At 65.2% G+C, this 12,504-nt stretch carries 10 protein-coding genes; 8 read left to right on the top strand and 2 right to left on the bottom strand.

Annotated elements, in window-relative coordinates:
* Positions 1–16 precede the first annotated feature (16 nt).
* From kdgD to QX071_RS08870, 7 genes are all read left to right on the top strand, one after another.
* Complete coding sequence (gene kdgD, locus QX071_RS08900; protein ID WP_315701191.1) at positions 17–961, top strand: 5-dehydro-4-deoxyglucarate dehydratase; 945 nt, start codon at positions 17–19, stop codon at positions 959–961.
* 175 nt (positions 962–1,136) lie between these two features.
* Positions 1,137–2,492, top strand: coding sequence for a glucarate dehydratase (gene gudD, locus QX071_RS08895; protein ID WP_315701192.1), 1,356 nt, complete (start codon positions 1,137–1,139; stop codon positions 2,490–2,492).
* A gap of 54 nt (positions 2,493–2,546) precedes the next feature.
* Positions 2,547–3,995, top strand: a complete 1,449-nt coding sequence (locus tag QX071_RS08890) for an aldehyde dehydrogenase family protein (RefSeq protein WP_315701193.1) — start codon at positions 2,547–2,549, stop codon at positions 3,993–3,995.
* 259 nt (positions 3,996–4,254) lie between these two features.
* Positions 4,255–5,796: a galactarate dehydratase gene (gene garD, locus QX071_RS08885; protein ID WP_315701194.1), complete on the top strand. Its 1,542-nt coding sequence runs from the start codon at positions 4,255–4,257 to the stop codon at positions 5,794–5,796.
* A gap of 66 nt (positions 5,797–5,862) precedes the next feature.
* Positions 5,863–6,663: a class II aldolase/adducin family protein gene (locus tag QX071_RS08880; protein WP_315701195.1), complete on the top strand. Its 801-nt coding sequence runs from the start codon at positions 5,863–5,865 to the stop codon at positions 6,661–6,663.
* Positions 6,664–6,696: 33 nt separating this feature from the next.
* Positions 6,697–7,230, top strand: a complete 534-nt coding sequence (locus QX071_RS08875) for a putative immunity protein (protein WP_315701196.1) — start codon at positions 6,697–6,699, stop codon at positions 7,228–7,230.
* Between the two features lie 467 nt (positions 7,231–7,697).
* Positions 7,698–8,258 (top strand): hypothetical protein, encoded by a 561-nt coding sequence (locus QX071_RS08870; protein WP_315701197.1) that lies wholly within the window; start codon positions 7,698–7,700, stop codon positions 8,256–8,258.
* Positions 8,259–8,339: 81 nt separating this feature from the next.
* On the opposite strand, the gene QX071_RS08865 is transcribed toward QX071_RS08870, so the two are convergent.
* Positions 8,340–9,794: a PLP-dependent aminotransferase family protein gene (locus QX071_RS08865; RefSeq protein ID WP_315701198.1), complete on the bottom strand. Its 1,455-nt coding sequence runs from the start codon at positions 9,792–9,794 to the stop codon at positions 8,340–8,342.
* Between the two features lie 65 nt (positions 9,795–9,859).
* Here QX071_RS08865 and QX071_RS08860 point away from each other — a divergent pair, with 65 nt between their 5' ends.
* Entirely contained in the window at positions 9,860–10,582 is a 723-nt protein-coding gene (locus tag QX071_RS08860; RefSeq protein ID WP_315701199.1) for a pyridoxamine 5'-phosphate oxidase family protein, read from the top strand.
* An 88-nt stretch (positions 10,583–10,670) separates the two neighbouring features.
* On the opposite strand, the gene QX071_RS08855 is transcribed toward QX071_RS08860, so the two are convergent.
* Positions 10,671–12,500, bottom strand: a complete 1,830-nt coding sequence (locus QX071_RS08855; RefSeq protein ID WP_315701201.1) for a CocE/NonD family hydrolase — start codon at positions 12,498–12,500, stop codon at positions 10,671–10,673.
* Between the last annotated feature and the right edge of the window lie 4 nt (positions 12,501–12,504).

The raw sequence follows: 12,504 nt of genomic DNA, 5'->3' as shown, positions 1-12,504 counted from the left end.
CCAAAGGAGCGGCGCGATGAGCAACATGACCCCAAAGGAGATGGCGACCCGGATCGGCGGCGGCCTGCTTTCCTTCCCCGTGACGCCCTTCAAGGCGGACTATTCCTTCGACGAAGCGACCTACCGCTCCAACATGGACTGGCTGTGCGGCTATGACGTCGCCGGCCTGTTCGCCGCCGGCGGCACCGGCGAGTTCTTCTCGCTGACCGCAGCCGAGGTCCCGCAGGTCGTGAAAGTCGCGGTCGAGGAAACCAAGGGCCGCGTGCCCGTGCTCGCCGGCACCGGCTATGGCACCGCGATCGCGCGCGAGATCGCGCTTGGTGCCGAGAGGGCCGGCGCCGACGGTCTGTTGCTGCTGCCACCCTATCTGATGCATTCCGAGCAGGAGGGCCTCGCCGCCCATGTCGAGGCCATCTGCGCCTCCGTGAAGATCGGTGTCATCGTCTACAACCGCGACAACGCGATTCTGCAGCCGGACACGCTGGCAAAGCTGTGCGAGCGCTGCCCGAACCTGGTCGGCTACAAGGACGGAATCGGCGACATCGAACTGATGACCCGGGTCTATTCCAAGCTCGGCGACCGCCTGACCTATATCGGCGGCCTGCCGACGGCCGAGACCTTCGCCCTGCCCTATCTCGACATGGGCGTCACGACATATTCATCGGCGGTGTTCAACTTCGTGCCGGAATTCGCAACCCAGTTCTACGCCGCGGTGCGCCGACGCGATCATGAGGCGATCCATGCAGGGCTGAAGGATTTCATCCTGCCGCTGATCGCGATCCGCAATCGCAAGAAGGGCTACGCGGTCTCGATCATCAAGGCCGGCATGAAGGTGATCGACCGCGATTCCGGTCCGGTGCGTCCGCCGCTGACCGATCTGACGGAGGCGGAAATGGCGGAGTTGACCGCGCTGGTGGCGAAGTTGCCGAACGCGCTGCCGGCGCGGCAGGCGGCTGAGTAATTTCAGTGTCATTCCGGGGCAAGGCCGTAAGGCCTTGAACCCGGAATCTCGACATTCATGGAAAAGAATTGATGGAAGAGAAAAGACGCAAGCCAATCTCGAGATTCCGGGTTCAGCCCTGACGGGCTGCCCCGGAATGACGATGGTACTAACAAGGCGGCCAAAGGAGGAGCAGATGATCCAGGATACCGTCCGCACCGGGTTCACCGGCGCGCCGGTCGTGACCGCGATGGAGGTGATCCCGGTCGCCGGCCGCGATAGCATGCTCCTCAACTTAAGCGGCGCGCACGCGCCATTGTTCACCCGCAACCTCGTCATCCTCACCGACAATGCCGGCCACACCGGGGTCGGTGAGGTGCCAGGCGGCGAGAAGATCCGAAAGACGCTGGAAGATGCGCGCGACCTGATCGTCGGCCAGACGATCGGCGCCTGCAACAACATCCTGGCGGCGATGCGCGAAAAATTTGCCGATCGCGATGCCGGCGGCCGCGGCAAGCAGACCTTCGATCTGCGCGTGACGATCCACGCGGTGACGGCCGTGGAATCAGCGCTGCTGGACCTCTTGGGCCAGCATCTCGGGCTGCCGGTCGCAGCGCTGCTCGGCGAAGGCCAGCAGCGCGCCACCGTCGAGGTGCTCGGCTATCTCTTCTTCATCGGCGACCGCACCAGGACCGATCTTCCCTACGCCACCGGCGAAGGCGAAAAGGATGGCTGGTTCAGGCTGCGCCACCAGCAGGCGATGACGCCGGACACCGTCGTGCAGCTCGCCGAGGCCGCGCGCGACGCTTACGGCTTCGCCGACTTCAAGCTGAAGGGCGGCGTGCTCGAGGGTGCAGCCGAGATCGAGGCGGTCACCGCGCTTGCCAAGCGCTTCCCCGATGCGCGCGTGACGCTCGATCCCAACGGCGCCTGGTCGCTCGATGAGGCGATCCGGCTGTGCAAGGACATGCACGGCATCCTCGCCTATGCCGAGGACCCCTGCGGCGCCGAGGCGGGCTTCTCGGGTCGCGAGATCATGGCCGAATTCCGCCGCGCGACCGGACTGCCGACTGCAACCAACATGATCGCCACGGACTGGCGACAACTTGGCCATGCGCTGCGGCTGGGCGCGGTCGATATCCCACTGGCCGATCCCCATTTCTGGACTCTGCAGGGCTCGGTGCGAGTGGCGCAGACCTGCAGGGACAACGGGCTGACCTGGGGCTCGCATTCCAACAACCATTTCGACATTTCGCTGGCGATGTTCACCCATGTTGGTGCGGCCGCCCCCGGCAAGGTGACAGCGATCGACACCCACTGGATCTGGCAGGACGGCCAGGCGTTGACCAAGGAACCGCTGTTGATCAAGGACGGCAAGATCGCCGTTCCCGACCGTCCCGGCCTCGGCGTCGAGATCGATCGCGCCGCCATCGAAAAGGCCCATGCGCTCTACAAGCAACATGGGCTTGGCGCCCGCGATGACGCGATCGCAATGCAGTACCTCATCCCCGGCTGGACGTTTGACGACAAACGGCCCTGTCTCGTGCGTTAACGCATTTGATGGGGTAAGGTGCCCGTCCAATCGCGCAACTTCTCGGAGAACAACATGAACGCGATCTTGAAGAATTTCATTGCCGGCGAATGGGTCGACGGCAGCGGCGCCACGCGCAACATCAATCCTTCCAACACCAATGATGTCGTCGGCGAATATGCCAAGGCCGACAAGGCGCAGACCGAGAAGGCGATCGCCGCCGCCAAAGCCGCCTTCCCGGCCTGGTCGCGCTCGACCCCGCAGGAGCGCTACGACGCGCTCAACAAGGTCTCGGCCGAGATCCTCTCCCGCAAGGAAGAGCTCGGCCGGTTGCTGGCGCGCGAAGAGGGCAAGACGCTGCCCGAAGGCATCGGCGAGGTCGCCCGTGCCGGACAGATCTTCGCATTCTTTGCCGGCGAAGCGCTGCGGCTCACCGGCGAGAAAGGTCCGTCGGTGCGACCAAGCATCGAGGTCGAGATCGTCCGCGAGCCGGTCGGCGTGGTCGGCCTGATCACGCCCTGGAATTTCCCGATCGCGATTCCCGCCTGGAAGATCGCGCCGGCGCTCTGCTACGGCAACACCGTCGTATTTAAGCCGGCCGAGCTCGTGCCCGGCTCGGCACACGCACTCTCCGAGATCATCGCGCGCTCCGGCATCCCTGCCGGTGTCTTCAATCTGGTGGTCGGCTCCGGCTCGGTGGTGGGCCAGACCCTGCTCGAACATCCCGACGTCAGCGCGATCTCCTTCACCGGCTCGGTCGCGACGGGGCGCAGAATCGCGCAGGCCTGCGTGACCTCGGATCCCCTGAAGAAATTCCAGCTCGAGATGGGCGGCAAGAATCCGATGATCGTGCTCGACGACGCCGACCTCAAGGTCGCGGTCGAAGCCTGCGTCAATGGCTCCTATTTCTCCACCGGCCAGCGTTGCACGGCCTCTTCGCGCCTGATCGTGACCGACGGCATCCATGACAAGTTCGTCGTGGCGATGACCGAGCGGCTCAAGGGCCTCGTGGTCGACGACGCCGTGAAGCAGGGCACCCATATCGGCCCGGTCGTCGACCAGAACCAGCTCGAGCAGGATCAGCGCTACCTCAAGATCGGCCAGGACGAAGGCGCCAAGCTCACCTGGGGCGGCGAGCTGCTCAACCGCGAGACTCCCGGCTTCTACATGCAGCCGGCGCTGTTCACCGAAGTCAGCAACAGCATGCGCATCGCGCGGGAGGAGATCTTCGGGCCGGTTGCCGCGGTGATCCGCGCCAAGACCTACGACGAGGCGCTTGCGATCGCCAACGACACGCCGTTCGGTTTGGCAGCCGGCATCTGCACCTCGAGCCTGAAGTACTCGTCGCACTTCAAGCGCAACAGCGAGGCCGGCATGGTGATGGTCAATCTGCCGACCGCCGGCGTCGACTATCACGTGCCGTTCGGCGGCCGCAAAGGCTCGAGCTATGGCGCCCGCGAGCAGGGCTCCTACGCGCGCGAGTTCTACACCACGGTCAAGACGGCCTACACCTATCCGGCGTGAGCCGCTGACACGCTTCGTCATTGCGAGGAGCCGAAGGCGACGAAGCAATCCAGACTTTCTTTTTGAGCCTGGATTGCTTCCGCCGTCGCCCTTCGGGCTAGGGTGGACAAGCCGCTTCGCTCGCAATGACGAAAATTCAAGTCAGATCTGTAGGGTGGGCAAAGGCGCGCAGCGCCGTGCCCACCGGCCGGATTGACCGACAAGGCGGTGGGCACGCTTCGCTTTGCCCACCCTACGAGTTAGTCCGAAGGGAGCAGGCATGAAACATCTGACAGTCGCGGCGGCGGAGCCGCGCTATATCAAGCTCAACGCGCGCGACAATGTCGCGATCGTCGTCAATGATTTCGGCCTGCCTGCCGGCACCAGATTTCCCGACGGCCTGGAGCTGAAAAGCTTCGTGCCGCAGGGTCACAAGACCGCGCTGGTCGATATCGGCCAGGGCCAGCCCATCGTCCGCTACGGCGAAATCATCGGCACCGCCAAATCGCCGATCGCGGCCGGCGAGTGGGTCGACGAGGCCCGCATCGAGATGCCCGAGGCGCCTGCCCTGGACAAGCTCGAGATCGCAACCGCCGTGCCAGCCCCGTTGCCCCCGCTCGAAGGCTACACCTTCGAGGGCTATCGCAATGCCGACGGCTCGGTCGGCACCAAGAACGTGCTGGGCATCTCGACCTCGGTGCAATGCGTCAAGGGGACGCTGGAATTCGCGATCAAGCGGATCAAGAACGAGCTGCTTCCCAAATATCCCAACGTCGATGACGTCGTCGGCCTGACCCACGCCTATGGCTGCGGTGTCGCCATCACCGCGCCCGATGCCGTGGTGCCGATCCGCACCCTGCAGAACCTCGCGCAAAACCCGAACTTTGGCGGCGAGATCCTGGTGGTCGGCCTCGGCTGCGAGAAGCTCGCGCCGGAGCGGCTGGTGCCCGAAGGCGTCGATAATGCGATCGTGCGCATGCAGGACGAAGCCTTCAACGGCTTCGGTGCCATCGTCGATGCGATCATGACCCAGGCCGACGCACGGCTCGCTCAGCTCAACACGCGCAAGCGCGAGACCTGCCCCGCGTCCGACCTCGTGATCGGCCTGCAATGCGGCGGCAGCGACGCGTTCTCGGGCGTGACCGCCAATCCGGCCGTGGGCTTTGCCGCCGACCTCCTGGTGCGGGCCGGCGCGACCGTGATGTTCTCCGAAGTCACCGAGGTCCGCGACGCGATCCAGCTCTTGACCCGGCGCGCCATCAACGAGGAGGTCGGCCGCGCGCTGGTGCGCGAGATGGCGTGGTATGACGCCTACCTCGCCCGCGGCGGCGCCGACCGCAGCGCCAACACCACGCCCGGCAACAAGAAGGGCGGCCTCGCCAACATCGTCGAGAAGTCACTCGGCTCGATCGTCAAGTCCGGCTCCAGCCCGATCGCGGGCGTGCTGGCACCGGGTGAGAAGGCGCGGCAGAAGGGCATGCTGTTCGCGGCGACGCCTGCCTCCGACTTCATCTGCGGGACGCTGCAGCTCGCCTCCGGCATCACCCTGCAGGTGTTCACCACCGGCCGCGGCACGCCCTACGGTCTCGCCGCCGCGCCGGTGATCAAGGTCGCGACCCGCAGCGAGCTGGCGCGGCGCTGGAAGGACCTGATCGACTTCGACGCCGGGCGCATCGCGACCGGGGAGATGACGATCGAGGAGACCGGCTGGGAGCTGTTCAAACTGATCCTCGATGTCGCCTCCGGCCGGACCAAGCCATGGTCGGACCGCTGGGGCATCCATAACGACCTCACCCTGTTCAACCCCGCACCGGTGACGTAAGCCATTGGCGCGTATGCTCAGAGGGTCGAAGCCAATTCGGCGAGCACACACAGTCGGAGCGATCAGATGCACAAGATCAGCCACCTTGCTGCCGTCGCCATCACTTTGCTGCTTCTGACCGCCCCTCCATCACAGGCGCAGGAGACTATTCCCAACGTCCCGCACGAACTGCTCGACGACATCGTGGTCGGCAGCCGCATCCTTGCCGATCTCGGCGTGGTCGACGGTTTCGGCCATGTCAGCGTGCGCAACCCGGCCAATCCGTCGCATTTCCTGATGTCGCGTTCGCTCGCGCCGGCACTGGTGACCGCCAACGACATCATGGAGTTCGACGAGAATGGCGAGCCGGTCGACGCACGCGGCCGCACCGTCTTCCTCGAGCGCTTCATTCACGCCGCCATCTACCGGGCGCGGCCGGATGTGATGGCGGTCGTGCACACCCATTCGCCGGGCGTGATTCCGTTTTCGGTCAGCAAGACCCCGCTACGCCCACTGTTCCACAACGCCGCCTTCCTGGCCGCGGGCGCGCCGGTCTGGGACATCGGCAAGGAGTTCGGCCCCACCAACATGCTGGTGAGCAACAACGCCATCGGCAACGCGCTGGCGACTGCACTCGGCAACAAATCGATCGTGCTGATGCGCGGCCACGGCGATGTCGCGGTCGGCTCCGCGGTGAAGGTCGCGGTGTTCCGCGCCTATTACACCGACGTCAATGCCAAGCTGCAAGCCCAGGCGATCGGACTCGGCAGCGAGGTCACCTATCTCAGTCCGGAGGAAGGCGCCAAGGCCGACGCCGTCAACATGGTGATCATGGACCGGGTCTGGAACCTCTGGAAGCTGCGGGTGCAGGCCTTGATGGGCAAGTAGTACGAATTGCGACGCCCTCGTGGAGTGCAATCAATGGACGATCTTCCGCCCGCGATCGAATTGACGATGACCGATCTTTGTCACATCGCGGGATGGGCGGCGGATTGCGCGGAACGCGCGCTTCCGATTTTTGAAGCGCTCGCGCCAAACGACGCTCGTCCGCGGGATGCCATTGACGGTGCCAAAGTTTTTGCGCGAAGCGGCGTGCGAACGGCAAATCTGCGGAAGCTCGCTTGGGCCGCCCAATCAGCCGCGAAAGAGGTCGATGAGCCTTCAGCCGCTGCGGCAGCTCGGGCAGCTTCGACTGCTGCTGCAACGGCCTACACACATCCGATTGCGACATCGCACCAAACAAGTCACATTTTGAGCCCGGCCGCCTACGCCGCGCACGCCAGCGCCCTTTCCGCAAGCGACGGGTCCGACAAGGGAGATGCCGAGGTTCGCTGGGCCATTTCGCATGCATCACCCGAAGTCAGGGAGCTGGTTCAGCGATTTCCGCCTCGCCCTCGTAGCAAGGGCAAGCTCCACGCACTGCTCTATCAGCTCGACGCAGGATTGCGGGAATAGCCCCATACATCATCGGCGCTTGTCATCACCATAGAACCAGCAATATTAACCGGCCGCCAGTATCTCCATTTCAGAACGCATCCGATAAAGGCCGCAGGTTGGCCGCTCTCGGCGGCAGCAATCCAGAGAGCCGATCAGGCAGCGGCGGGGACGGCTGCGGCCTTCCAGTTCCAGGGCAGCATCTCGACGATCCCGCTGGCCGAGTGATCGGGCCCGCGAGCACGTCGGCCAGCCAGATCGATGCGACCGGCACATCGATAGTGTGGTGAGACGGTCCTCGGCGGGCGTGACGAACCCCCTCGCGAGCGGTATAAGCTCGATGAATCATTATCGTTTTTTCGCCGCCTTTCCGCCGTCACCCTGCTTGCAATAGCTCTGCCGACTGGCCCAACCTTCGTCCGATGTGGTCCCGCTCCTTCATGCCTTCGTACATTGATCGGTTCCTTGATCGCTTCTCCGGCCGGTCGATGCTCCTCGCGGGCGTCCTGGTTCTCGCCACGCCTGTGCTGGCCCAGACGCCCACCCCGGCCTCGACGGCGCCGGAGGTCGCCCCGGACATCGACCTCTACGCTTTGATGTCCGGCACCTGCCGTACGCTCAAGGTCGACGGCCAGGATTACCCGTGCAAGGCAGTCGCCTTCTTCCATAGCGAAAAGGGGCGCGCCCACTTCACGGTCGCGCTCGACGATCCGGCCGATCAAAGCCACATCATCGCGTTTTCCGGCCTTCATGGCCACCGCTCGCGGACCCAGCAGGAACTCTATGAGCTGCCGGTCGACCGGATGCTGCTGAACTCCAAGGACCGGCCGAAGGTCGATGGCATCCCGGTGCCAGCAGCAGAGACCTCGGCCGGCGTCTGCCGCCAGATCGGCAATTTCGCCGCGCTGCAGGTCGCAAGCGTGACCTGTCAGGCAACGGATCGCTCCGGCCGCGCCTATGAACTGCAATTCGTCTCCGACGGCGCGCCGATCACGCTGCGCCGCGTGCGCCAGACCGCGCCGAACATCCAGAGCGATCCGTATCGATAGCATTTGTGCAGGCCAGCCAGTCCGGTCGCGGGCAGATTGCCGGCCATCGTCTCCGCGCCGAAAAAGCGAAATTTTCGCCGACTATTTTTTTTGATCGCCCCGGCGATCGCGCTCGTGCAGCCCGTCGTGCGCGGCGCGCCCGAGCCGCCTGGCCGCAGCGATGAGATCGCTGACTGCAAAGCCGGAGTAGCCGAGGATGAACCCGTCCGGGCCGCGCTGCACGATGCGTGCGTCCGACAGCAACCTGCTCTCGATCCCCGCACGCTCGCGGATCAGCCGCGCCGCGTCCTTGGGCGCGCCAGGCGGCAACGTGGCGAGCAGATGCAGGCCTTGAGCCGGCGCCGACAGATGCAGGCAGCCTTTGGCCGAGCGTTCCAACGCCTCGGCGACCGCGTCGCGCGCCTGGCGATAGCGCAGGCGCATGCGCCGCATATGCGCTGCGATCTCGCCATCGGCCATCAGGTCGGCGAGCGCATCCTGCATGAAGCGCGGCGGAAAGCGATCGTGCGAGGCGCGCGCGGCGACCACGCGCGGCACGACCGCTGGCGGCAGCACCAGATAAGCGAGCCTGAGACCCGCGAACAAGGTCTTGCTGAAGGTGCCGATATAGATCACGCGTTCGCCGCCGATACCGGCCAACGCCGTGAGTGGCGGGCCGGCAAAGCGGTACTCGCTGTCGTAATCGTCCTCGAAGATGAACGCATCGGTCGCTTGCGCCCAGCTAAGCAGCGCAACCCGTCGCGCCATGCTCATCGCGACTCCGGTCGGGAACTGATGCGACGGCGTCACGTAAGCCGCCCTTGCATCGGCCTTCTTGCCGGCGGCGACCACGATGCCTTCGCCGTCGACCGGCACCGGCACCGGCTTCATGCCGGATGCGCGCAAGGTGTTACGCGACGCATAATAGCCGGGGTCCTCGAACCAGACGGGATCGCCCGGCCTCAGCAGCGCCTCGACGCAGAGCCGCAAGCCCTGCTGCGTGCCGCACACGATCAGGATGCAGCTCGGGTCACAGCGGATGCCGCGATTGGCCGCAAGATAATGGGCGATCTGCGTACGAAGATGCAGGCTGCCGCGCGGATCGCCATAGCCGAGTTCATCGCTTGAGGCCTGCGCAATGCGGCGGCGGCTCGCAGCGGCAAGCCGCTTCAACAACGGAGCGTCCACGAGCGTGAAGCCGAGCGCGAACGGACGGTGCGGCGTGGTCTGGACGGCGAAGTCTGCCGCTGGAGCCGCCGGTGGCGGCGCCGGCAGCTGCGCCGCGACATAGGTGCCGGCGCCGTGCCGCGCTTCAGCCAGCCCGTCGGAGAGCAACTGTTCATACGCCGCAACGATGGCATTACGGCGCACGCCGAGTTGCTCGGCCAACGCCCGTGTCGACGGCAGGCGCAAGCCCGGCGCCAGCAGCCCGTCGACGATGGCGGTGCGCAGCGCCGCGTGCACCTGCTGCGGCTGATTGCGCAAGGCGCGGTCGAGCCGGATCGGCAGGGCCAGAACGTCGTCCCGGCGTTTCGAAGTGGTTGCTAAGTTTGGCATCAAAGTGGAACTCGCGGCAACCACTTTGCCATGGCATGGACGATCATCCAACAGGAGAAAGTCCCATGTCCGAGCAGGCCGCGGCCAGCTATCCCGTCGACGAGACCAACCGCGTCAAGCGCCGCCACGACCGTGGCCGCTATGACTACGCCACCGTCCACGCCCTGCTCGATTCCGCCGCGCTGTGCCATGTCGCCTATGTCATCGACGGCCGGCCCTATTGCACACCGACGCTCTATTGGCGCGAAGGGACCACGCTGTACTGGCACGGCTCCAGCGCCAGCCGCATGCTGCGCAATCTTTCGGAGGGGCAGCCAGCCTGCCTCACGGTCACCCATCTCGACAGCCTGGTGCTGGCGCGCAGCGGTTTTCACCATTCGGCCGACTACCGCGCGGTGATGGCGTTCGGCCACGCGAAGCTGATCGAGGACCAGGCCGAGAAAGCACGTGCCCTCACCATGATGGTCGATCGCTTCTTCCCTGGCCGCACCGCAACCTTGCGCCCGACCACGGAGCAGGAGCTCAAAGCGACCGCCGTTGTCGCGATGGAAATCGAGAAGGCCTCGGCGAAGATCCGCTCCGCCGGCATCATCGATGACGAGGAAGACTATGCGCTGCCGATCCATGCCGAACGCATTCCCGTGCGCACCGTGCTCGGCGCGCCCGAGCCGTGCGACCGCCTGCTGCCCGGCGTGGAGCGCCCAGCGACACTTGCAAGCTACAGCGCGGGTCGGCTGCTCGAGCAGGCGCTCATGGACGCTTATGCGATGAGCTATCCGGAGCGGTAGTCTATCATTCGCCAGAATGCGACGCTCGTCACCTCCCCCACTTGCGGAGGAGGTGACGCACTGACAACGCGGCAACAGACCGGCTTCGTCACACCGCAACCAACGGCAGCTCGATCGCGGACGCGTTGTCGCCGCCACGCATCAGCGTGATCAGCGGCGGACGGCCATGCGGCACCTGGCCGCAATGATCATCGTCATGGCCCGCGATGGAGATGCGGATGCGGCTGCCTCTCGCGAATTGCCAAGCAACGGGAAGCAGCGGCACGCGGATACGTTCGAACTGTCCCGGGATCAGCGGCATGGCATCGCCCCGAGCAAAGCTGCGGAATGGCCATGCTGTGCGATAATTGTCCGGCGCTTCACTCTCTTTGCGATGGAGCGCACGCAGCAGGCCTTCGGTGACATAGCGCTCGGTGCCGTCGGCCTCGATCTCGGTGAGATAGACGAACAGTGCGAGATCCGGTTCGCCCGAGGCAAGCCAGAGCTCCGCAAGCCCGTGCCCGGCGAGCTCCATCGCCGACGGCAAGGGCGCGCCGGTGTAGCTCAGCATCGCCTCGGTCCGCCCCTGCCAGTCCGCGTAATAGTCCCGGCTGTCGATACCCGCGATGCGCTCATAGCGGGTGTTGTTGCCGGTGCCGCGGCTGAAATCGACCCGATATCGATCTTCGCCCGCTTGCGGCGCGGCCTCGGCAAGCGCTCCATCGGACGCCAGATACAACCGCTGTCGCGCCATGACCGGGGGCCATTGATGCGCGGCGCGCCAGCGCTCCGCATGCACCGCGTAATAATGGATCGGCGCCTCGTCGATCAGCCCGGTGTCATAGCCGAGCAGATAGGTGTCGAAGAAGCGCAGCACTTCGCCGAGCAGCGGAAAGCCCGGCTCGACCGACGTGCGCCACGGCGAGATATCGATGCGGGCGCCGTGATCCCACGGGCCCAGCAACAGATGCCGCGGATTGTCCTGCAGGGTGAGATACCGCGCGATGGCGCCATTGGCATAACCGGCGCCGTCGAACCAGCCGGACACCGACAGGATCGCGACGTCCGGCCTGATGCCGTCAGACACCGCATAGGGACTGAACGAGGCCGAGCTGAAGGTGGGATCGTAAGGCAGCCCCTCCTCGCGAAACCTGAACTCGGCCATGAAATCGGTCTGGCGGAAATTGCCGAGATGCTCTGTGATCGCCGCGTTCAGCAGCACGCCATCTGGGTCTTCATCGACCGGTTGGGGCCCTTCGAAGTCCGGATTGGCGAAATAGGAAAACTGACGGAGAACGTCGCGCCGATCGTGATCGAGCCCGACCATCAGTTCGTCATAGACCTTGGTCAGCGATTTCAGCTGAATGCCGCCAGGGAAGTAATTGTCGGCGTAGGTGTCCCAGACCGAGCACAACGGCGCGATCGCCTTCACCGCAGGATGTCCGGTGCTGGCGAGGAAATCGGCGGCAGCCCCGAGATAAGAGATGCCGGTAGCCCCGATTGCGCCATTCGACCAGGACTGCGCAACGACCCACTCGGCGATCTCGCGGCTGTCCTCACGCTCCCTGGGGGAGCGGAAGCTGTCGCGCGTGCCGAAGCTGGCGCCGGTGCCGCGTACATCCACGACGACGACAGCGTAACCGCGCGGCACGAAGTAGTCGCGAAACTTGCCGGTGTTGGGATTGACCTCGCCGCTGCCCCCCGGCCTGAGCTTGAAGCGACGATAGTAGGGGGTGAAGAACAGCAGCGTCGGGAAACGGCCCGGACCGGCACCATCCTTCGGCTGTGGCACGTAGGCATCGACGGCGATGCGGCAGCCGTCGTGCATCGTCACGTAGCAAGAGGACGGCTGAGTCAGCCGATAGTCGACTGGCCGCGCCGCCACATAGTCGGCCGGCGGCACCCGCCAGGCCGACGCGGTCGTGTCGGTCCCACTCATCTGC

It is taken from the genome of Bradyrhizobium sp. SZCCHNS1022 (assembly GCF_032484835.1).
Taxonomy (GTDB): domain Bacteria; phylum Pseudomonadota; class Alphaproteobacteria; order Rhizobiales; family Xanthobacteraceae; genus Bradyrhizobium.
Note: the sequence above shows the minus strand (reverse complement) of the source record. Positions and strands in the feature narration are given on the sequence as shown.